A 22,626-nucleotide genomic window follows, 5' to 3' on the forward strand; every position below is an offset into this window, starting at 1 on the left:
CCACTCCCCACCCCGGCAAGGAGGGGCATGTCCAGCACGCCCGCAAACCATCCCCGTGTCGTCATCATCGGCGCCGGCATCGTCGGCTGTTCGCTCGCCGACGAGCTGACCGCCCGCGGCTGGACCGACGTCACCGTTCTCGAACAGGGGCCGCTGCCCGCCCCGGGCGGCTCCACCTCGCACGCGCCGGGCCTGGTGTTCCAGACCAGCCCGTCCAAGACGCTCACGGCGTTCGCCCGGTACACCGTGGAGAAGTTCAGCTCGCTCCAGGTCGAGGGCGTCTCCTGCTTCAACCCGGTCGGCGGTCTCGAACTCGCGACCACGCCCGAGCGCCTCGCCGACCTGCACCGCAAGGCCGGCTATGCCGCCTCGTGGGGCGTACGCGGCGAGATCGTCAGCGCGACCCGCTGCAAGGAACTGTGGCCGCTCATCGACCAGTCGGCCGTCCTCGGCGGCTTCCACACCCCCGACGACGGCCTGGCCCGCGCCGTGCTCGCGTCCCGGGCCCAGAGGGAGCACGCCACCGAACGGGGCGCCCGTTTCCTCGACCGCCACACGGTCACCGGTATCGAAAAGGAGGACGGCAAGGTCACCGCCGTGGTCACCGACCGCGGCACCTTCCCCGCCGACCACGTCGTCTCCGCGGCCGGGTTCTGGGGCCCGGTCATCGGCCGGATGGCTGGAGTCGATGTCCCCCTTCAGCCGCTCGCACACCAGTACGCAAAGACCAAGCAGCTCCCTGAACTGGCCGAAGCCACCCCGAAAGCCACCTCCGAAGCCACCGCTGAAACCCCGGCTGAAACCACTGCTCACACCCTCACCGACGCCTCGAAGCCCATCCTCCGCTTCCAGGACCGCGACCTCTACTTCCGAGAGCACCACGACCGCATCGGCATCGGCAGCTACGCCCACAAGCCGCTGCCCATCGACCCGTTCGGGATCCTCCCCTACGACGAGGCGCGCGCGAACGACATGGAGATGCCGTCGTCGTACCCCTTCACCGAGGAGGACTGGGCGCCGAGCTGGGACGACTGCCGCTGGCTGATGCCGGCCCTGCGCGAGACGGAGATCGAGGAGGGCTTCAACGGCGTCTTCTCCTTCACCCCGGACGGCATGCCGGTGCTCGGGGAATCGCGCGAACTGCGCGGATTCTGGCTGGCCGAGGCCGTCTGGGTCACCCACTCCGCGGGGGTCGCGAAGGCGGTCGCCGAATGGATGGTCGACGGGCGCGCCTCCATCGACCTGCACGAATGCGACCTCGCACGCTTCGAGGACGCGCAGCGCTCACCGTCGTACGTCCGCGAACGCGGCTCGCAGCAGTTCGTCGAGGTGTACGACGTCCTGCACCCCCTCCAGCCGATGGACCACCCGCGCCCCCTGCGCGTCAGCCCCTTCTACGCACGGCAGCAGGAACTCGGCGCGTACTTCCTGGAGGGCGGCGGCTGGGAGCGCCCGCACTGGTACGAGTCGAACGCCCCGCTCGTGGACGGTCTGCACCTTCCCGAGCGCGACGCCTGGTCGGCCCGCTACTGGTCGCCCATCGCGGCCGCCGAGGCGAAGGCGACCCGCGAGAAGGTCGCCCTGTACGACATGACCCCGCTGCGCCGCCTCGAGGTCACCGGGCCCGGGGCTCTCGGCTTCCTCCAGCGCATGACCACCAACAACCTCCGCAAGAAGCCGGGCGCGGTCACCTACACGCTGCTCCTGGACGAGACGGGCGGCGTACGCTCCGACCTCACCGTCGCGCGCCTTGCCCCGGACCGTTTCCAGGTGGGCGCCAACTCCCCCACCGACCTGGACTGGCTGGTCCGGCACGCACCGGACGGCGTACGGATCAGGGACATCACCTCCGGCACCTGCTGCATCGGCGTCTGGGGTCCGCTCGCCCGCGAGCTCGTGCAGCCGCTGACCCGCGACGACTTCTCGCACGAGGGCTTCGGCTACTTCCGCGCGAAGGAGACCCACCTCGGGCACGTCCCGGTGACGGCGATGCGGCTGTCGTACGTCGGCGAGCTGGGCTGGGAGTTGTATACGTCCACCGATCTGGGGCTCAGGCTCTGGGACACGCTGTGGGAGGCGGGCCAGGAGCACGGCGTGATCGCGGCCGGGCGCTCCGCCTTCAACAGTCTGCGCCTGGAGAAGGGCTACCGCGCCTGGGGCGTGGACATGACCGACGAGCACAACCCGTTCGAGGCGGGGGTCGGCTTCGCGGTCCGGATGGACAAGGACGGGTTCGTCGGCCAGGAGGCGCTGCAAGGCCTCGCCACGGAGGAACCCGCGCGCAGGCTCACCCCCCTCCTCCTCGACGACCCGGTCGCCGTCGTGCTAGGCAAGGAGCCCGTCTATGTCGACGGCGCCCCGTCCGGTTACGTGACCAGCGCCTCGTACGGCTACACGCTGGGCCGCTGCGTCGCGTACGCCTGGCTGCCGGCGCTCCCGACCGGTACGGGCGTGCACATCGAGTACTTCGGCGAGAAGGTCCCCGCGACCGTCGCGGAAGAACCCCTCTTCGACCCGAAGATGAACCGAATCCGCCGCTGTAACCGATCAATAGACATGAGCTCGGCCACACGGCATGAGCATGAGCCCGGCTGCACGGCATGAGGAGGCCCCTGTGTCCCCCACGTACGACGTGATCGTGATCGGTCTCGGCGGTATGGGCAGCGCCGCCACCCACCATCTGTCCGCGCGCGGTGCCCGCGTGCTCGGCCTGGAGAAGTTCGGCCCGGTGCACAACCGCGGTTCCAGCCACGGCGGTTCCCGCATCACCCGCCAGTCCTACTTCGAGGACCCGGCGTACGTGCCGCTGCTGCTGCGCTCGTACGAGCTGTACGAGGAGCTGGAGCGGGCGACCGGCCGGGAGATCGCCACCCTGTGCGGCGGCGTCATGGTCGGACGCCCCGACTCCCGGACGGTCTCCGGTTCGCTGCTCTCCGCCGAACAGTGGGACCTGCCGCACGAGATGCTGGACGCCTCCGAGATCCGCCGGCGTTTCCCGACCCTGACCCCGAAGGACGACGAGGTCGCGCTGTTCGAGGCGCGGGCCGGGCTCCTGCGCCCCGAGAACACCGTCGCCGCGCACCTCCAGCTCGCCACCCGGCAGGAAGCGGACCTGCACTTCGAGGAACCGATGACCCGCTGGGAGCCGTACAAGGACGGCGTACGCGTCCACACGGCCGAGAACACCTACACGGCGGCCCAGCTGGTGATCTGCCCGGGCACGTGGGCACCGCAACTGCTCACCGATCTACGGGTGCCGTTCACGATCGAGCGCCAGGTCATGTACTGGTTCCAGCCAAGGGGCGGGGTCGGGCCGTTCCTGCCGGAAAACCACCCGATCTACATCTGGGAGGACACGGCCGGAGTCCGGGCGTACGGTTTCCCGTCGATCGACGGGCCGGAGCTGGGCGCCAAGGTCGCCTTCTTCCGCAAGGGGATCGTGACCACCCCGGAGACCATCGACCGGACGGTCCACGAGGACGAGGTCCAGGCCATGGCGGATCACATGTCCCGGCACATCCCGGATCTGCCGGGCACCTTCCTCAAGGCCGCCACCTGCATGTACTCGAACACTCCCGACGAACACTTCGTCATCGCCCGCCACCCCGCCCGCCCGGAGTCCGTGACTGTGGCCTGCGGATTCTCCGGGCACGGCTTCAAGTTCGTGCCGGTCGTCGGCGAGATCGTCGCCGACCTCGCCCTGACCGGCGCCACCGATCACCCGATCGGGCTGTTCGACCCCCACCGCCTCGCCGCCGCGCCCGCCTGAGGAGTACGCACGTGACGACGATCCCCGTCTCCCCGTCCCCCATCTCCCCCAGCCTGATCGCCACCCTCCCCGGGCACTACTACACCGATCCGGACATCTTCCGGCAGGAGCAGGAGTCCCTGTTCGAGTCGATGTGGTTCTGCGCCGTCCGCTCCGCGGATCTCGCCCGGCCCGGCGCCTTCCGCACCGTCCAGGTGGGCCGCGAGAGCGTCCTGATCACCCGCTCCCGCACGGGTGAGCTGCGCGCCTTCCTGAACATCTGCCGTCACCGCGGGGCCCGGCTGTGCACGGAGGAGTCCGGGGAGGTCCGCCGCAATCTGCAGTGCCCGTATCACGCCTGGACCTACGACCTCGACGGCAAGCTGGTCGCCGCGCCGAACCTGATCAAGATGCCGGACGTCGACCGCGTGGAGTACGGCCTGGTCAAGGTCGCGCTGCGCGAGTGGCTCGGGTACGCCTGGGTGTGCCTGGCCGACGAGCCGCCCTCCTTCGAGGAGACGGTGATGGGCGCGGCCGTGGAGCGGCTGGGCAACGCGGCCGCCATCGGGCACTACGGCACCGAGAAGCTGGCCCTCGGCAAGCGCATCACCTACGACGTGAAGGCGAACTGGAAGCTGATCGTCGAGAACTTCATGGAGTGCTACCACTGCGCGACGATCCACCCCGAACTCGTCGACGTCCTCCCGGAGTTCGCGGAAGGCTACGCAGCCCAGTACTACGTGGGGCACGGCGCCGAGTTCGGCGAGGACATCCAGGGCTTCACGGTCGACGGCAGCGAGGGCTTCGGCCGGCTGCCGGACATAGCGGACGACCAGGACCGTCGCTACTACGCGATCACTGTGAAACCGACGGTCTTCATCAACCTGGTCCCCGACCATGTCATTCTGCACCGCATGTTCCCGCTCGCCGAGGACCGCACGGTCGTCGAGTGCGACTGGCTCTACGCGCCGGAGGTCGTGGAGTCCGGCGCGGACGTGTCCAAGTCGGTCGAGCTCTTCCACCGGGTCAACGAACAGGATTTCGAGGCGTGTGAACGTACGCAGCCGGCCATGACCTCGCGGGCCTACCGGAACGGTGGTGTCCTGGTGCCCACCGAGCACCACATCGGGATCTTCCACGAGTGGCTGATCCAGCAATTGGGAGGCCCCAGTGCCTGACCTGTTCATCGACGGTACGTGGCGGAGCGCTCTCGACGAGCGCACGCGCGAGATCCGCTGCCCCGCCGACGGCTCCCTGGTGGGCGTCGTCGACGAGGCGGGCGGCAAGGACACCGTGGAGGCGATCGCCGCTGCGCGCCGCGCCTTCGACGAGGGGCCCTGGCCCACGACCCCGGCCGCGGACCGCGGTGACCTGCTGATGCGCGTCGCCGACCTCCTCGTACGTGACAAGGACGCGCTCGCCCGCGCCGAGTCGCTCGACACGGGCAAGCGGCTCGTCGAGAGCGAGTACGACATCGACGACATCGCGAACTGCTTCCGCTACTTCGGGCGGGCGGCCACCGCCGAGACGGGCCGGGTCGTCGAGACCGGTACGGCGAGCGTCGACAGCCGGGTCGTGTACGAACCGGTCGGAGTGTGCGCGCTGATCACCCCCTGGAACTATCCGCTCCTGCAGACTGCCTGGAAGGTCGCCCCGGCGCTCGCCGCGGGCAACACCTTCGTCCTCAAGCCGAGCGAGCTCACCCCGCACACGGCGATCCATCTGATGCGGCTGCTGGAGGAGGCCGGGCTGCCGCCCGGAGTGGCCAACCTCGTCCTCGGCGCGGGCCCCGAGGCAGGGGCCCCGCTCGGCGATCATCCGGACGTCGACCTCGTCTCCTTCACCGGCGGGCTGCAGACCGGGCGGCGGCTGATGGCCGCCGCGGCCGGGACGGTGAAGAAGGTGGCCCTGGAACTCGGCGGCAAGAACCCGAACATCGTCTTCGCCGACGCCGACTTCGATACGGCCGTCGACATGGCGCTGACCGCGGTCTTCCTCCACTCGGGGCAGGTCTGTTCGTCCGGCGCCCGGCTGCTGGTCGAGGACTCGCTGCACGACCGGTTCGTCGACGAGGTCGTCCGCCGGGCCTCGGAGATCCGGCTCGGCGGTCCGTTCGACGAGCGGGCACAGAGCGGGCCGCTGGTCTCGGCGGCGCATCGCGCCAAGGTCGAGGCGTACGTCGCCAAGGGGCTGGCGGAAGGCGCGGTGCTGCGCTGCGGCGGCGCGCGGCCTTCCGGACCCGAGTTCGAGGCGGGCTTCTACTATCCGCCGACCGTACTGGACGAGTGCTCGTCCGACATGGCCGTGGTCCAGGACGAGTCCTTCGGGCCGGTGCTGACCGTGGAGCGTTTCAGCGGCGAGGCGGAGGCCGTGCGGCTCGCCAACGACACGATCTACGGGCTCGCGGGCGCCGTCTTCACCACCGACGAGGCCAAGGCCCAGCGCGTGGCGGCCCGGCTGCGGCTCGGCACGGTCTGGATCAACGACTACCACCCCTACGTCCCTCAGGCGGAATGGGGCGGTTTCAAGCAGTCCGGGTTCGGGCGCGAGCTCGGACCCGCCGGCCTCGCCGAGTACCGCGAGGCCAAGCACATCTGGCGCAACACCAACCCGTCCCCACAAGGGTGGTTCGCGTAATCCCCCGGTGACGTCCGGATGATCTGATCCCCTGATTCCCCCCACCACCCGCACGAGCCGCGCCCCTCTCCCCTGATCCAGGAGGCCGCTCATGACCACCCATCCACCCGCGACCGAGCAGAACGACGACGCCGAACTCTCCGAGTTCGGCTACAAGCCCGAACTCAAGCGCACCCTTGGCAACTTCCACACCTTCGCCGCCGGCATCAGCTACATCTCCATCCTCACCGGCACCTTCCAGCTCTTCTACTTCGGCTACGGCAGCGGTGGCCCCGCCTACTGGTGGTCCTGGCCGATGGTCTTCATCGGCCAGTTCATGGTCGCCCTCTGCTTCGCCGAGCTCGCCGCCCGCTATCCCGTGGCCGGCTCCGTCTACAACTGGTCGAAGAAGGTGGGCAATCCGCACATAGGCTGGCTCGCGGGCTGGATGATGCTGCTCGCGTCGATCGTGTCGATCTCGGCCGTGGCACTCGCCTATCAGTTGACACTTCCCCAGATCTCCTCCACCTTCCAGTTCGTGGGTGACGGCACGGGCAAGTACGACGTCGCCACCAACGCGGTTCTGCTGGCGGCCGTACTGATCCTGTTCACCACCGTGGTGAACGCCTTCGGTGTGAAGCTGATGGCGACCATCAACACGGCGGGCGTCTTCATCGAGCTGATCGCCACCGTCGTACTGATCATCCTGTTCGCGGTGCACATCACACGCGGCCCGCAGGTGGTGATGGACACCCAGGGCACCGGCCACGGGCAGTCGTTCGGCTACCTCGGCGCGTTCCTGGTTGCCTCGCTGGCGTCCGCGTACGTCATGTACGGATTCGACACGGCCTCTTCGCTCGGTGAGGAGTGCCTCGACCCGTCGCGCAACGCGCCGCGCGCCATCATCCGTGCCATCGTCGCCTCGTTCGTCCTCGGCGGGCTCGTGCTGCTGCTCGCGCTGATGAGCGTCTCCAGCCTGAAGGGCGACAAGCTCTCCACGGACGGTCTGCAGTACATCGTCCTCGATGTACTCGGCCCGACGGCCGGCAAGGCGATGCTGTGGTGCGTGCTGATCGCGGTCACGGTGTGCGCCCTGGCCGTGCACACGGCGGCGATCCGGCTGGCCTTCGCGATGGCCCGCGACAACAACCTGCCCGCATCCTCGAAGCTGGCCAAGGTCAACGCGCGCTTCCAGACGCCGGTCCTGCCGACCGTGGTCATCGGTGTGCTCGCACTGGCGATCCTGGTGGTCAACATCCGCCAGCCGCAGATCTTCACCGTGGTCACCAGCATCGGCATCATCATGATCTACCTGGCATATCTGCTGGTGACCGGTCCAATGCTGATCGCACGGCTGCGTGGCACGTGGCAGCCCGCGGGCGACGGCAAGTTCTCGCTCGGCCGCTGGGGGCTGCTCGTCAACATCGTCGCCGTGGTGTGGGGCGCGGCCATGACGATCAACCTGATCTGGCCACGTTCCGCGGTCTACAACGCGACCGCGCCGTACCACTGGTACCTGCGCTGGGGTGCCGTCCTGTTCGTGGCCGTCGTCGCGGGCGGCGGCTTCGCCTACTACTGGTTCGTGCAGCGGCACCGGACCGGGGTGCTCGCCGAGCACCAGTTCCAGGCCTCCGCGACGGCTTCCGTCGCGACCCCCGTGACCCCCGCGACCGACTGAAGGACCGTCACACGACCGACCGAAGAGCAAAGCAAGGAGGTCAACTCCCCATGAACGTCGATGAGTTCGACTATGTCGTGGTCGGCGGCGGCACCGCGGGCAACGTGGTCGCGGCCCGGCTCTCCGAGGATCCGTCCGTCACCGTGTGCGTCCTCGAGGCGGGCCCCAGCGATGTCGGCGACGACGACATCCTGAAGCTGGAACGCTGGATGGGACTGCTGGAGTCCGGATACGACTGGGACTACCCGGTCGAACCGCAGGTCAGCGGCAACAGTTTCATGCGGCATGCCCGCGCCAAGGTGCTCGGCGGCTGTTCCTCGCACAACTCCTGCATCGCCTTCTGGGCACCCGCGGAGGACCTCGACGACTGGGCCGCCGCGGGCTGTACGGGGTGGAGCGCGGCCGAACTCTTCCCGCTCTACCAGCGGTTGGAGTCGAACGACGCTCCCGGCGACCACCACGGCCACACCGGCCCGGTGAAACTGCGCACGCTGAAGGGCGCGGACCCCTGTGGCTCCGCCCTGCTGGAGGCGTGTGCGCAGGCGAGCATTCCGACCACCGCGTTCAACACCGGCAAGACCGTGGTCCGTGGCGCCAACTGGTTCCAGATCAACTCCGACGAGAACAACATCCGGCAGTCCTCGTCGGTCGCGTATCTGCATCCGGTCATGGACAAACGGCCGAATCTGGAAGTGCGCACCGGGGTACGGGCCAAGAAGCTCGTGCTCGACGGCCGCCGCTGTGTGGGCGCCGAGTACCTGGACCCGGACCTGATCCACACCCGCACGGTGCGCGCACGCCGCGAGGTGATCGTGTCCTGCGGGTCCATCGACACTCCCAAATTGCTGATGCTGTCGGGCATCGGGCCCGCCGCGCATCTGCGCGAGGTGGGGGTCGAGGTGGTGGTGGACTCTGCGGGGGTCGGCAAGAACCTCCAGGACCACCCCGAGGGCGTCATCATGTGGGAGGCCAAGCAGCCCATGACCGCCACGTCCAGCCAGTGGTGGGAGGCGGGCATCTTCTACGACACCGAACCGGGCCTGGACCGGCCCGACCTGATGTACCACTACGGCTCGGTGCCGTTCGACATGAACACGGCTCGGCACGGGTTCCCGACGTCCGAGAACGCGTTCTGCCTCACGCCGAACGTGACGCGCGCGAAGTCACGCGGCACGGTGCGACTGCGCACCCGGGACTACCGGGACAAGCCGATGGTCGATCCGCGCTACTTCACGCACGAGCACGACGTGCGCGTGATGACGTACGGGCTGAAACTGGCGCGGAAGATCGCCTCCCAGCCGGCGCTGAGCGGCTGGGCGGGCGCGGAGCTGGCCCCCGGGCCGGACGTCCGGAGGGACGACGAGCTGCTCGACTACATCCACAAGACCCACAACACCGTCTACCACCCGTCCTGCACCGTGAAGATGGGCGCGGACGGCGACTCCTCGGCCCCGCTCGACGCGCGGCTGCGGGTCAAGGGGGTCGAGGGGCTGCGGGTCGCGGACGGTTCGGTGATGCCGGATCTCATCTCCGTCAACCCCTGTATCACGACCATGATGATCGGCGAGAAGTGCGCGGACCTCTTGAAGGAGGACGGGTAGGCGGCAGCGGTGGGGGAACTGCGGGCCTAACGTGGCTGGTCGCGCAGTTCCCCCCGCGGCTCAAGGGGTGCTCGGTGCGGGCCTCTTGAACATCCTCGTCGCCGTGATCTCGCTGTGCACCGACTCCCCTTGCCCGGCCGGGGCCTGCTGCGGGAGCCCCGGCCGGAGGTGTTCCTCCACGCTGATGTACTTGAGCCCGGCGCGCAGGTCGGCGTCGTTGCGCAGACGGATGACGAGGGGGAACTCGGCGAGCGCGGTCGTGTCGAACAGGCCGGTGGTGTACAGGAGCTGGACGCCGAGCGCGTCCGAGACGGCCCTCTGCAGCTCCAGCAGGTAGGTCGCGTTGGCGCGTCCGATGGGGTTGTCGAGGAAGAGCGTGCCGGCGTGCCGGTGCTTGTCACGGCCCCGGTCGTTGCTGCGCAGCGCGGCCATCGTGCAGTACAGCGCGATGGCCGCGGTCAACAGCTGACCGCCGGAGAAGACGTCACCCATCTGCCCGACGGGGACGCGCTCGGCACGCAGTACGGCGTCCGGCTTGAGGATCTCGACGGCGACGCCCTTCGGCTCGAGGGCGGCGCTGACTGCGCGCAGCAGCAGTGACATGCCGTCGCGCCGCATGTCGGAGTTCTTCTTGACCGCCGCGCGGGTGGCCTCGTCGACGACCTCGCCGAGCCGCTCGGCGAGCGTGGCCTGATCGGGCTCCTCGAAGCGGATGCGCAGGAACTCCTGCCCGGACCACTCCCCGAGCCCCTCCGGCAGCCGGGACAGCCGCTGCGCGGACCGCAGGGTGGCGAGCGAGGACTCCACCAGCCCCCGCAGCCGGTCCACGATCGAGTCCCGGTTGCGCTCCAGCTGCGCCAACTCGTCGGTCAGCACCCGCAGTCGGGGCGCGAAGGCGTCCGCCCACTTCTGGGCGTGTTCCGGCAGCGCGGACGCCGGCAGCTCACGGATCTGCTGCCGGGCAGGGGTGCGCACCTGCTCGTACCGGTTGGAGTTGGCATGCCGTACAAGGATGTCGCTCGCCTCGCGCACGGCGCCCTCGGCCGCGGAGAGGTCGGCGGCGCAGCCGCGCAGGGAGCGGCGGGTCTCGGCGGCGGAGTGCCGGGCCTCCTCGAGGGTGCCGGGGTAGGGCTCGGGCTCGTCCTGCTCCTCGTCGGAGTGCTCCCGCAGCAGGTCCCTGAGCAGAGCGGCCGTCTCGTCGAAGCCACCGGCCGCGTCCTCGGCGGCGCGGTGCGCGTCGAGCAGCTCGGCGTGCGCCTCGCGAGCCTGGCTGAGCGCCTCGGCGCGGGAGGCGAGTTCACCGGTGGCCGTGCGCAGCAGCGACTGCGCGTGCTCGGCGTCGCGCGGGACCAGCTCCTGCGACAGCTCGGTGTGGGCCTCGCCGTCCTCGGGCGCGTGCCGCTCGGCCTCGCCGCGCAGCCGCCCGAGTTGCTCGCTCGCGGTGGACATACGGGTCTCCAGGAGCTGCACGAGCTCCTCGGCACGGGCGGCGGCGGCCTGCCGGGACGGCCCGTCGGAACCGTCCGGCGCCTGAAGGAGCTGTGCGGCGCGCGTGCGCACCTTGTTGCTGAGCCGGTCCAGTTCTGCCAGGGCCGCGGTCTCGTCGCTCTCGGCGCGGGCCTGCTCGGCACGCAGATCGGCGCCGACGCCGACCTTCTCGTACAGCTGTGACGCGGCCCGGTAGGCCTCACGCAGGGCGGGCAGCGAGGACTTCGCCGTCTCCGACGCGTCCTCCGGTACGTCGTCGGGGGCGCCCGCGATCTCGGCGCGCTCGGCGCGCAGCGCGCGGGCCGTGCGGCGGGCGTCGTCGGCGGCGCGCTGGGCGGCGCGGCGGTCCTCGTCGGCGGCGCGGGCGCGCTCCAGGCAGACCTGGGCGCGAGCCTCCGACTCGGTGGCCTCGTCGGCGAGTTCGCGCACCTTGACCTGCCAGCCGGCGCGTTCGCGCAGGCGGAAGGCGAGTCCGGCGAGCGCGTCGGCCGCGCGCCGGGCGCGCTGGGCGGCGTCCTGGCGCTCGTCGCGCACGAGGGCCGCCTCGGCCGCAGCCTCGTCGGCCTCGGCCCGTACGGTGCGCGCCTCGGCGAGCTCGGCCTCGGCCTCCTCGGCGAACGCGCGCGCCTCCCGGGCGGCCACGGCCAGTTCGACGAGCCGCCCGGCGGGACAGCCGGTGCGCCAGGAGGCGAGCCGCGCCGCGAGCTCCCGGTCCTTGCCGAGCCGGGCCGCGAGGACGCGGATCTCCTCGTCTCGCTCGGTCGCCCGGGTGCGCAGCGCCTGCCGTTCCTCATCGGCGGCGTGCTCGTCGTGCATGGCCGGGTTCGGCGGTACGAGGAAGACGCCGCCGTCGCCCGCGTCGGCGGCCGGGGTCGGGGCGAGCAGCGCGGCGGCCGTGCCGACGGCGACGGCGGAGCGCGGCAGCAGTGCCGCTTCACTGAGCGCCGCACGGGCCCGCGCGTGGGTGTCCGGGTCGGTGATGATCACGCCGTCGACGAGCTCGGGCCTGGCGGCCAGCACGCGCGCGTGGTCGACGGGGTCGACGGCCTGCGCGAGATAGCGCCAGCCGGGCAGGGCGGGGATGCCGTGCTCACCGAGGTACTCGACCGTGGCCAGCACGTCGGGGCCGGGCGGCAGGAGTCCGCCGTCGCCGAGGGCGCCGAGGATCCGGGCGTCGTCGGCCGCCGCGGTCCGCAGCTCGAACAGCTGGCGCTCGGCGGAGGCGACTCCGTCGTCGAGCAGCTCGCGCAGTTCGTCGGCGTACTGGTCCAACTCCTCGGGCGTGAGGGCGCCTTCGGTCTCCGCCCAGACGTCGGCGGAGTTGCCGCGGGCGCCTCGGCCGGTGTCGCCGCCCTTGCCGTGGCCGGTCGAGGCGGCGGCGTCCCCCGCCGCCCGCGGCACCGGTACCCCGCCGTGCCGCGCTCCGCCGGCGCCCGGCAGGCTGAGCAGCTCCGCGAGCCGCTCCTCCCCCGCCAGTGCCTCGGCCGTACTGCGCTCACCGTCGTACGCGCGCTCGGCCGCCGTCGCCGCGTCCGCCGCGCGGGCGGCCGTCAGTTCGGCGCGGGACTCGGCGGACGCCGCCTCGCGGCCGTGCTCCGAGGCCCGTCGCGAGGCCTCCCGTGCGGTGTCCCACGCCGCGACGGCCGTCTTCTCGGCGTCGCTGGCGGCCAGGGCGGCGCGGGCCGGGTCGGCGTCGGGGGCGCTGTCGTCGAGCCAGCCGGCGCGGACCGCCTCGGCGGTCTCCTGCTCGACCTCGCTCAGGCGCTGGCGCAGATGTCCGACCTCGCTGCGGGCGCGCTGGGCGGCGGTGGCCGCGGCAGTCGAGTCGGCGTACGCGGTCTCGCCGACCTCCTGGAGTCCGGCGGAGCGCTCCTCCTCCTCGTTGGCGAGCGCCTCGGCGCCGTCGGCGGCGCGGTGCAGCGCGCGGACGAGGTCGACAGCGGCCTTGGCGCGGGCGGCGAGGGCGGGCGCGGCGTCCCGCTCGGCCTCGAGGATCGCGGCGGCCACGCGCGCGGAGCGGTCGGCGGCGGCGCGGTGCCGCAGTACGAGCTCGGCGGCCTGCCAGGAGGAGTGCAGGGTGCGCGCGTCGGCCAGTTCGCGCTTCTGGGCGGCCGCCGACTTCTCGGCCCCGACGAGCGCCAGCGAGGCGTGCCGGTAGGCGAGTTCGGCGGCGACGAGGGCACTGCGTTCGCGTGCGCCCTCGGCGTGGGTGACGGCGTACGCGGCGGCGGTCACGCGCTGTGCGAGCTCACCGGCGCGGACGCGCTCCCGCACGCCTCGTGCGGACAGTCGCCGGGCCAGGGTGCGGGTACGCCGCTCGGATCCCGCGTGGATGTCACGCGCGCGTGCCCGTGCCTCGGCGGCCTCGACGATCCGGCCGAGCAGATCCACGGACCCCGCCGTGAAGTCCCGCTCGGCGATCAGCTCGGCGCGCCGCCCCAGCTTGTTGCCGAAGCCGCCGACCAGGTCGGCGAGCCCGTCGGTGTCCCGGGTGTCGGTGACCGCGCGCAGCAGCAGGTCGGTGAAGTCGGAGTCCTTCTTGACGGCGAAGAGACCGGCGGCCTCGCCCTCGTCGGCGTTCATCTCCCGCTGGTAGCGGAAGAGTTCGGGGTCGAGGCCGAGGTCCGTCAGATGCTCGTTCCAGCGGTCGTGGATCTCTTCCCAGTGCACTTCGAGGTGCGGATACGCCTTTCCGGCCTCGGTGAGGGCATCGCGGAAGCCCTTCATGGTGCGCCGCCGTCCCTGTGCGCCGGACGCGCCCTCGACGGGCGGCCGGACGGCGGTCGCCTCGGCGACGGGCAGGTTGTCCAGGCTCAGGCCGGGCCCGGGCCGGAAGGAGTACCAGGCTTCGGCGAACTTCCGCGGGTCGTTGGAGACCTGCCGCCCCCGCCACTCGCTGGCCTTGCCCACCACGACGCACTCGCCGGTCAGCGTGTGCTGCCACTCCAGCGCGACATGACCGCAGTCGTCGGCTAGCAGGAACTTGCGCAGCACACCGGAGCTGGCGCCGCCCAGGGTGTTGCGGTGGCCCGGCAGCATCACCGAGAAGATCAGCTTGAGCAGCACCGACTTGCCGCCGCCGTTCTCCAGGAAGAGCACGCCCGCGGGCGCGGGCCGGCGCGGTGGCCCGACGGGCTCCTCCTCGAAGAACTCCGCCTGGGTGGGGGCGGGGTCGGGCACGGGCTCGCCGACACCCCTCAGGTCAAGGACGGTGTCGGCATAGCGCGCGCCAGCAGGCCCGATGGAGTAGAGGCGGACCCGGGACAGCTCGTACATGGCGGCGGACTCTCGTAGTAAGTCTTCGGATACGTAGGGGAGATACGCAGGGGAGCTGCGTAGGTGGGTTCAGGAGTGGAACGGCAGGCCTGCGTCCGCCACCAGCTCCAGGTCGTCGGTGTGCTCGGCGGGCAGCAGCGTCGGGGTGCCGTCGGTCACCGGGACGACGCCCAGCTCGAGGAGCTCGGCCATCGCGGCGCTGCCCGCCATGTCCCGTACCTGGAGCTGATAGCGGGCCGTCGTCCGGTACGTCCCTCCGGAGTCGTCCCCGGTCCGCTGGAGGAATCCGGAGTCGGTGAGGAAGGCGACGGCCTTGCCGATGATGCCGGTGGTCGAACCGGACAGTCTTCGCGCGTCCTTGGTGGCACCGGTGGAGCTGCGCCGTGCCCAGATCCGCCAGGCCGCCTCCAGGCCGGGCGCCTCGGTCGCCGGATCGGTGTTCTCGCCCTGCTCCTCGGCCCGCTCCTCCAGACGGCGGCAGGCCTGTCGTACGAACGCGTCGACGCCGTTGACCGAGACCCGCCCGATGTACCCGTCGTCCGCGAGGTCCTCGGGGCGTGGGAAGGCCATCGCGGCGACCGCGAGGTGGGCGAGGCCGTGCAGGAAGCGGTCCGCGGAGTCGGCCGAGGTACGACGGGCGTAGTCGCCCATCCGGACGGCGAACACCGAGTCCTCGGCGGCCGTCACGGCCATCCCCGCGCGCGGGGACACCTCCAGCACAACCAGCCCGAGCCCGGCCGCCACGGCGTCGGCGAGGCGGGCGAACGCCGGGTCCTCTCGGTACCGCCGCAACAGCTCCGCGTACTCCTGGTCCCGCGCGGGCTGCAGTTTGGGCTGGAGCCCGAAGGCGACGAGCCGCGCCGCGTCGGCGGCGTCGGCGGGTGTGACGGGAGCGTTCGCCGGCGCGGCGACGGCATCCGGCTCACTCCACTCGACGTGCTGCTCGGTCACGACTGGGGCTCCATGGTCTGGGATAGGGGGGTGAGGACAAGCGCCCCGTCAGGGGCGCGGGGCGGTGACATCCGCGGCTGCGCGGCGCGGGCGCGGCGAGCCGCGAACAGCCCGCGGGCGGCGAGCGCGGCGCGGTTCCCCGGCGACTGGGCGTTCACGACCGATCCGCCGCCATCCCCGCCGCGTCGAGCAGGGCCATGCCCACGATCAGATCGGCCCCGCCGAACTCGGGATCGTCCAGCTCCACCCCGTCGTCGACGGCGAACAACAGCTTCTCCTCACCCTGCCGATACGCGGTACCGACCGGCGGACTGGCCGCGTGAACGGCCAACAGGGCGACGAGGTAGGGCAGTTCGGGATCTCGGCGGCGCGCTTCGGCCAGCAGCCCGGACAGCCGTCGCGGCGCGTCCGCCGGCAGATCCAGCAGGTCCATCGCGGAGGCGAGCTGCTCCTCACTGAACCGACTGTCGTCCGGCGTGGCGATCAGGTCCGGCTCGGGCATCTCCGCACCGAGGTGCTCCCGCTCCAGGGGCGGTGTCAGCAGGAGCTCGACAAGATCCCCCACCCGTACGGCCACCGGCGTACGCAGCCCCGTCCCGCGTGCGAAGAACGCGTCCGTCACGCGCCGGGCCTGTGCGACGGGCAGCGGCAGCACGGGCGCGACGAGGTGGCCGTAGAGGTCGATCCCCGAGGTCGTCATGGGTGTGGCGAAGGCCTGCCGGTCCTGCTCGGCGCGGAACAGGGGCCCGGCCTCCAGGAGCCGGGACTGCAACTGCGTGTGCCGGCGGATGCAGTCCTTGACGATGTCGACGAGCTCGGCGGCGCGGCGCTTCTGCTCGGGGTCCTCGGACTCGTCGCGGGCCTTGCGGATGTTGGTGAGGATCGCGTTCTCGTGGCGGTAGCGGTCGGCGACGTGGTCGAGCGCCTCGGCGATCATGTCGGGCACGGCCTGGAGCCAGTCGACGGCCCGCACATTGCGCCGGGTCGCGTCGAGGGCCCTGCGGAGCGTCTCCGAGTACTGCACGGTCCGGTAGCGGGCCTGCTCGGCGGCGAGCTGGGCGTCGGCGAGGCGGCCGCGGCTGATCAACACCTCGAGCTTGACCTCGGCGGCGATCTGCGCGCTGGTGACGTCGGTGTCGAGGGCGCCGACGAGGACGTTGACCGCCTCGTCCGTCGTACGGAGGTAGACCGTCCCCCCGTACCCGGGCACCTCCTCGATCAGCTTGAAGTCGTAGTCGCGGCGCACATAGGAGCCGTCGGGGGCGAAGGTGCCGTATACGGCCCGGAAGCCGCGGTCGACGCTGCCGACGTTGATCAGGTTCTCCAGGACCCACCTGGCCACGCGCTCGTGCTCGGCGACGGGGCGCTGCGGGGCCTGCGCGGCGATGCGGGGGATGAGCCGGGCCACTATCTGGTCGTGGTCGGCGCCCGTGTCGAAGTCCATGTTCAGTGTGACGAGGTCGATGGCGGCGAGGGCCACCTCGGCCATCCCGTACACCGTGTACTCGCCCGCGAGATTCGCCTTGCGCACATCGAGGTCGTGCAGCGGCGCGGTGCATGCGAGCGCGCGCAGCCGCCGCGCCAGGCCCTCGTCGGCGGCCGGGCCCGGAGCGGGGCGCGGCCCCGCGCTGAGCTGGGGCGGAACGCTGTCCGTCGATGCAGGCGAAGTCACGGTGCACAGACTAGGTCCTCGGTCTGACAACGGTCGAAACGACGCAGAAGCGACCGCCGTCACACCCGCTCGACGCCGCATGTCACGACGGCTCCACGCAGCCCGTCACGACGGCTCCATGCCGCACATCACACCGGCTCCGCGCAGCCCGTCACACCGGCTCCGCGCAGCGCCTCTCGGTCGCCGCCTCGCGAGAGCAGCGCCGAGAGCAGCGGCGAGTACGGCGGAGCGAACCGCCGTCGCGGCCGTCCCCGAGAACCACGACCCGGTTCAGCCGATCCCCTGCGCCCCGTCGGCGACCCGCCGCGCATAGGCCTCCACGACCCCGGTGAGCGAGTCGTCGAGATAGACCGCGAGCAGTCGCTCGGCCCCGTCGCGGTCGCCCGCCCGGAGCGTCTTGAGGATCTCATGGTTGCGCGCGAGGTACGGCTCGTGAAGTCGCCGCGGGTCGGCCACCACATGGAAGGCGAGGCGCAGTTCGGCGAAGACGCTGCGCATCAGTTCGTCGGTGCGGTCGCTCCCGGCGAGCGCCACCAGTTCCCGGTGGAAGTGGATGTTGGCCGTACTGACGCCTTTCCAGTCACCTTCGCCCGCCGCCCGCTGCCCGTCGGCGACGGCCTGGGCGAGGTCGTCCACGGCGTACGGCGGCTCGCCGAGGCCACGGACCACGGCGCACTCGACGAGGGTGCGGGTGCGGTAGATGTCCTCGACGTCCTCGATCGTCAGCACCCGCACGAAGACCCCGCGGTTGAGCTCGTGCACCAGGAGCCGTTCGTGCGTGAGCAGCCGGAACGCCTCGCGCAGTGTGTTGCGGGAGACGCCGAGCGCCCCGCCGATGCTGTCCTCGGACAGTCGTGTCCCGGGCGGGAAGTACCCCTCGGCGATACGGCTCCTGAGGATGTCCGAGACCCGCTCGGCGGTGCTGGTGCGGCCCAGCAGGGCACGATCGTCGGCCAGTCCCGTCAGCTCTGCCATGCCCGGAATTCAATCGCAGAAATAAGAACGAAACAACACGGGTATTGAGGGATCGTTCAACGATCCTCTACCTTGCTACACACGGCGCCGCCCGCTCACCCGAGCGCCGACGGCTTCCGCACGGCACGGCTCAGCCCTCAAGCACCCTCCGTCCTCCCACTGCGAGGTGCCCATGAGCACGACCCCTCCACCACAGGCCCTGACCACCGGCACACACCCCGGAACGGGTGAACTCACCTCGGACGACGGCGCGTTGGCCTGGCTGCGCGCCCTCGGTCCGCAGGGCCGCAGGGCCTTCGCCGGCGCGTTCGGCGGCTATGCCCTGGACTCGTACGACTACTTCACGCTGCCGCTGAGCATGGTCGCGCTGGCGGCGTACTTCGGCCTGGACAGCGGCCAGACCGGTCTGTTCACCACCGTGACGCTGGTCGTCTCGGCGGTCGGCGGCGCGATCGCGGGTGTGGTCGCGGACCGGATCGGACGGGTCAAGGCACTGATGATCACCGTGATCACCTACGCGGTGTTCACGGTGGCCTGCGGCTTCGCGCCCAACTACGAGACGCTGCTGGTTTTCCGTGCCCTTCAGGGCCTCGGTTTCGGCGGTGAGTGGGCGGTCGGCGCGATCCTCGTCGCCGAGTACTCGAGCGCCCGGCACCGGGGGCGCACACTCGGCGCGATCCAGAGCTCCTGGGCCGTCGGCTGGGGGCTGGCGGTGATCGTCTACACCCTGGTCTTCCAGTTCCTCGGCGACGACCTCGCCTGGCGCGTGATGTTCTGGACCGGCGCGCTGCCCGCACTGCTCGTCGTGTGGGTGCGGCGCCGGGTGCAGGACGCCCCGGAGGCGGCCGCCGTGCGCGAGAAGAGCGCCGAGAAGGGCTCGTTCGTCGCGATCTTCAAGCCCGCCTCGGCCGACGGTCCCGGCCTGCTGCGCACCACCTTCTTCGCGGTCCTGCTCTCCACCGGCGTCCAGGGCGGCTACTACACGCTGGCCACCTGGGTGCCCACGTATCTGAAGACGGAGCGCGGTCTGTCCGTCGTCGGCACCGGCAGCTACCTCACGTTCCTGATCTCCGGGGCCTTCATCGGCTACCTCACCGGCGGCTATCTCACCGACAAACTGGGCCGCAAACGGAACATCCTGCTCTTCGCGATCCTCTCCGCGGCCTGCATCCTCACCTACGCCAACATTCCGAGCGGCGCCAACACGCTTCTCCTTGTGCTCGGTTTCCCGCTCGGCTTCTGCATGTCGGCGATCTTCAGTGGGTTCGGCTCCTTCCTCAGCGAGCTGTACCCGTCGGCGGTGCGCGGCACGGGGCAGGGCTTCACGTACAACACCGGGCGCGCCGTGGGGGCCGCCTTCCCCACCACCGTCGGCTTCCTGGCCGACAGCTGGGGTGTGGGCGGCGCCCTGGTCTTCGGCGCGATCGGCTACGCCCTCGCCGCCCTGGCACTGATCGGACTCCCCGAGACGCGTGGGAAGGAACTGCTGTGAAGCACATCCTCCAGGAACGCCCTTCGAGCCTCCGCCCCATCGACGGCCACGCGCACCGGTGGACCCCCAAGGAGGCGCGCGCCCGGTTCCGTTCGGGCGTGTCCGGTCCCACCGCCGGAGTCGCCACCGGCCACACCCAGGCGAACCTGATCTCGGTGCCCGCCGACTGGGCGTACGACATGCTGCTGTTCTGCACGCGCAACCCGAAGTCCTGCCCGGTCCTCGACGTCACGGACGCCGGCTCCTGGACCACCCCGCTCGCCCAGGACGCGGACCTGCGCACGGACCTGCCGCGCTACCGGGTGTGGGAGCACGGCGAGTTGGTCGACGAGCCCACGGACGTGATCGACCGCTGGCGCGACGACCTGGTGTCGTTCATCATCGGATGCAGCTTCACCTTCGAGTGGGCGCTGACCGAGGCGGGCGTCCCGATGCGCCACATCGAGCAGGGCCGCAACGTCTCCATGTACGTGACGGAGCGCGCGTGCCGCCCCGCCGGGCGGCTGCACGGACCGATGGTGGTGTCGATGCGCCCGGTCCCTCCCGAGCATGTGGCCGCGGCGATCAGGGAGAGCAGCCTGCTGCCGGCCGTGCACGGCGGCCCGGTGCACTGCGGCGAGCCGTCGGGGCTGGGCATCGAGGATCTCTCGCGCCCCGACTTCGGCGACGCGGTGGACGCCGAGCCGGACGACATCCCGGTGTTCTGGGCCTGCGGGGTGACACCCCAGGCGGCCGTGATGGCGTCCCGCCCGCCCTTCGCCATCACCCACGCACCGGGACAGATGTTCCTCACCGACGCCCGCGACGAGCAGTACCGCGTGGCCTGAGAACGACCGACGAAGGAGAGACCGCACCTCATGACCCCGATCGACCTCAACGCCGACCTCGGCGAGGGCTTCGGCCGCTGGCGGCTGACCGATGACGAACAACTGCTGTCCGTCGTGACCAGCGCCAACGTGGCCTGCGGCTTCCACGCCGGGGACGCGGCCACCATGCGGCGGGTGTGCGAGCTGGCGGCCGAGCGGGGTGTACGGATCGGCGCCCAGGTCTCCTACCGCGACCTGGCGGGCTTCGGGCGGCGCGCGATGGACGTGCCGCCCGACGAGCTGGCGGCCGAAGTCGCCTACCAGATCGGTGCCTTGGAGGTCTTCGCACGCGCGGCCGGGGCGCGCGTGTCGTACGTGAAACCGCACGGCGCGCTCTACAACCGCGTCGTGCACGACGAGGAGCAGGCGGCGGCGGTCGTCGAGGGCGTGCTGCTCGCGGACGCCGCGCTGCCCGTCCTCGGTCTCCCGTCCTCCCGGTTCCTGAAGCTGGCCGAGCAGGCCGGACTGCCCACCGCCACGGAGGCGTTCGCGGACCGCGCCTACACCGAGCAGGGCACCCTGGTGCCCCGCACCCAGGCCGACTCGGTGATCACGGACGCCGAGGCGGTCGTCGAGCGCTCGCTGGGCCTGGCCCGCTTCGGCATGGTCACGTCGCACTCCGGTGCGCGCATCCCGGTCCGCGCCCGCTCGTTGTGCCTGCACGGCGACACCCCGGGCGCGGTGGACCTGGCACGTCGGGTCCGCGCGCGTCTGGAGTCCTCGGGCGTGCACGTGAAGGCCTTCGTATGAAGGCTGCTCCCGCCGTCGGCGGCACGAGGGCGCTGCCGGTCGGTGACCACGCTCTGCTCGTCGAGGTCTCCTCGGTCGCGGCGGCCCAGGCCCTGCACGCCGAACTGCTGCGCCGCCGCGCCGAGGGCTCGCTCTCGGCCGCGGAGATCGTCCCCGCGGCGCGCACGGTCCTCCTGGACGGTCTGGAGGACCCCCGGCGGCTGGCGGAGCAGCTCCCCGGGTGGGAGATCCCCCCGCACGCCGCGCGCGCGGAGGAGGCGATCGAGATCCCCGTACGGTACGACGGTCCCGACCTGGCGGATGTCGCGGCTCTGTGGGGGGTGCCCGAGCACGAGGTGCCCGCGATCCACGCGGCGGCCGAGTTCCGTGTCGCGTTCTGCGGGTTCGCGCCCGGCTTCGGCTACCTCACGGGGCTGCCGGCCCGGTACGACGTGCCGCGCCGGGCGACTCCGCGGACGGCGGTTCCTGCGGGTTCCGTGGCGCTCGCGGGCCCGTACACGGGCGTCTACCCACGCTCCTCGCCGGGCGGCTGGCAGCTGATCGGCACGACGGACGCGGTGCTGTGGGACCACGCGCGCGTGCCGGCCGCGCTGCTCGCCCCTGGGACGCCCGTCCGGTTCGTACCGGCGGGGTGCTCATGACCGACCGGGCCCTCGCCGTCGTGCGCGCCGGGGCCCTGACCACCGTCCAGGACCGGGGCCGCCCCGGCCACGCCCACCTCGGCGTACCCCGCTCCGGCGCGCTGGACGCGCCCGCCGCGGCGCTGGCCAACCGGCTCGTCGGCAACCCCGTCGAGGCGGCCGTACTGGAGACGACGCTCAACGGATGTGCCCTGCGCCCGCGTTCGGTGGTCACCGTGGCCGTGACGGGCGCGCCCTGCCCGGTCACGGTGGGCGGCCGTCCGGCGCCCTGGGGAGCGCCCGTGCGCGTCCCCGCCGGAGCGCTGCTGGACATCGGCCCGGCCCGCGCGGGGGTACGCAGTTATGTGGCCGTCGCGGGCGGAGTGGCCGTGGATCCGGTCCTCGGCAGCCGCTCCACGGACCTCCTCTCGGGGCTCGGTCCGCCGCCGCTCACGGACGGCACGGTGCTGCCTCTGGGGCGCCCCGACGGCATGCACACGCGTGTGGACGTGGTTCCGCATCCTGGGCCGCCCTCGGAGCTGGTCCTGCGGGTGACACCGGGCCCGCGCGACGACTGGTTCACGGCCTCGGCTCTGCGGACCCTGGCGACGGGCACCTACCGGGTGTCCTCCGCGAGCAACCGCATAGGGCTGCGTACGGAAGGGCCCTCACTGGAGAGGGCCGTTTCCGGCGAACTCCCCAGTGAGGGCATGGTGCTGGGCGCCGTGCAGGTGCCGCCCGACGGCAGACCGGTCGTCTTCCTCGCCGACCATCCGACCACCGGGGGGTACCCGGTGATCGCGGTGGTCCGTGGCGCCGACCTCCCCGCGGCCGCTCAGGCGGTCCCGGGCACGCCGGTGCGCTTCATGGCCGTACGACGCCGCTGACGGGCG

Annotated in this window: 15 protein-coding genes; 11 read left to right on the forward strand and 4 right to left on the reverse strand. The window is 71.6% G+C overall.

What is annotated here, in order from left to right; genetic code table 11:
* Window positions 1–27: 27 nt before the first annotated feature.
* The 6 genes from ACZ7M2_RS34610 to ACZ7M2_RS34635 all read left to right on the forward strand — a co-directional run bounded on the left by ACZ7M2_RS34610 (window position 28) and on the right by ACZ7M2_RS34635 (window position 9,643).
* The gene (locus ACZ7M2_RS34610; protein ID WP_471598674.1) at window positions 28–2,604 is read left to right on the forward strand and encodes a GcvT family protein; all 2,577 of its coding nucleotides are present in this window, start codon (window positions 28–30) and stop codon (window positions 2,602–2,604) included.
* Between the two features lie 10 nt (window positions 2,605–2,614).
* Window positions 2,615–3,769 carry an N-methyl-L-tryptophan oxidase gene (solA, locus tag ACZ7M2_RS34615; protein ID WP_471598675.1) on the forward strand — a complete coding sequence of 385 codons (1,155 nt, stop codon included), beginning with the start codon at window positions 2,615–2,617 and terminating at the stop codon, window positions 3,767–3,769.
* Between the two features lie 11 nt (window positions 3,770–3,780).
* Complete coding sequence (locus ACZ7M2_RS34620) at window positions 3,781–4,926, forward strand: aromatic ring-hydroxylating oxygenase subunit alpha (RefSeq protein WP_471598676.1); 1,146 nt, start codon at window positions 3,781–3,783, stop codon at window positions 4,924–4,926.
* Window positions 4,919–6,385, forward strand: coding sequence for an aldehyde dehydrogenase family protein (locus ACZ7M2_RS34625; RefSeq protein WP_471598677.1), 1,467 nt, complete (start codon window positions 4,919–4,921; stop codon window positions 6,383–6,385). The genes ACZ7M2_RS34620 and ACZ7M2_RS34625 overlap by 8 nt, the downstream gene beginning before the upstream one ends.
* 91 nt (window positions 6,386–6,476) lie before the next feature.
* Window positions 6,477–8,042, forward strand: a complete 1,566-nt coding sequence (locus ACZ7M2_RS34630) for an APC family permease (RefSeq protein WP_471598678.1) — start codon at window positions 6,477–6,479, stop codon at window positions 8,040–8,042.
* A 50-nt stretch (window positions 8,043–8,092) separates the two neighbouring features.
* Window positions 8,093–9,643, forward strand: a complete 1,551-nt coding sequence (locus ACZ7M2_RS34635; RefSeq protein ID WP_471598679.1) for a GMC family oxidoreductase — start codon at window positions 8,093–8,095, stop codon at window positions 9,641–9,643.
* A gap of 60 nt (window positions 9,644–9,703) precedes the next feature.
* Here the strand turns inward: ACZ7M2_RS34635 and ACZ7M2_RS34640 are convergent, their stop codons facing one another.
* From ACZ7M2_RS34640 to ACZ7M2_RS34655, 4 genes are all read right to left on the reverse strand, one after another.
* Complete coding sequence (locus ACZ7M2_RS34640; RefSeq protein WP_471598680.1) at window positions 9,704–14,407, reverse strand: hypothetical protein; 4,704 nt, start codon at window positions 14,405–14,407, stop codon at window positions 9,704–9,706.
* Window positions 14,408–14,476: 69 nt separating this feature from the next.
* A complete protein-coding gene (locus tag ACZ7M2_RS34645; RefSeq protein ID WP_067366242.1) occupies window positions 14,477–15,358 on the reverse strand; it encodes a hypothetical protein in 882 nt (293 codons plus the stop codon).
* A 154-nt stretch (window positions 15,359–15,512) separates the two neighbouring features.
* A complete protein-coding gene (locus ACZ7M2_RS34650) occupies window positions 15,513–17,030 on the reverse strand; it encodes a hypothetical protein (protein ID WP_471598681.1) in 1,518 nt (505 codons plus the stop codon).
* 270 nt (window positions 17,031–17,300) lie between these two features.
* A complete protein-coding gene (locus tag ACZ7M2_RS34655) occupies window positions 17,301–18,005 on the reverse strand; it encodes a GntR family transcriptional regulator (protein ID WP_471598682.1) in 705 nt (234 codons plus the stop codon).
* A gap of 172 nt (window positions 18,006–18,177) precedes the next feature.
* On the opposite strand from ACZ7M2_RS34655, the gene ACZ7M2_RS34660 reads away from it, so the two are divergent.
* Genes ACZ7M2_RS34660 through ACZ7M2_RS34680 form a run of 5 tightly spaced genes read left to right on the forward strand, consistent with a single transcriptional unit; the run spans window position 18,178 to window position 22,620 of the window.
* Window positions 18,178–19,497 (forward strand): MFS transporter, encoded by a 1,320-nt coding sequence (locus ACZ7M2_RS34660; protein ID WP_471598683.1) that lies wholly within the window; start codon window positions 18,178–18,180, stop codon window positions 19,495–19,497.
* Entirely contained in the window at window positions 19,494–20,324 is an 831-nt protein-coding gene (locus ACZ7M2_RS34665) for a putative hydro-lyase (protein WP_471598684.1), read from the forward strand. The genes ACZ7M2_RS34660 and ACZ7M2_RS34665 overlap by 4 nt, the downstream gene beginning before the upstream one ends.
* A 30-nt stretch (window positions 20,325–20,354) precedes the next feature.
* A complete protein-coding gene (locus ACZ7M2_RS34670; RefSeq protein WP_471598685.1) occupies window positions 20,355–21,113 on the forward strand; it encodes a LamB/YcsF family protein in 759 nt (252 codons plus the stop codon).
* Window positions 21,110–21,754 (forward strand): 5-oxoprolinase subunit B family protein, encoded by a 645-nt coding sequence (locus ACZ7M2_RS34675; protein ID WP_471598686.1) that lies wholly within the window; start codon window positions 21,110–21,112, stop codon window positions 21,752–21,754. The genes ACZ7M2_RS34670 and ACZ7M2_RS34675 overlap by 4 nt, the downstream gene beginning before the upstream one ends.
* Window positions 21,751–22,620 carry a 5-oxoprolinase subunit C family protein gene (locus ACZ7M2_RS34680; protein ID WP_471598687.1) on the forward strand — a complete coding sequence of 290 codons (870 nt, stop codon included), beginning with the start codon at window positions 21,751–21,753 and terminating at the stop codon, window positions 22,618–22,620. Before ACZ7M2_RS34675 ends, ACZ7M2_RS34680 begins: the two co-directional genes overlap by 4 nt.
* The last annotated feature ends 6 nt before the right edge of the window (window positions 22,621–22,626 follow it).

The organism is Streptomyces sp. NPDC111507 (assembly GCF_055638955.1).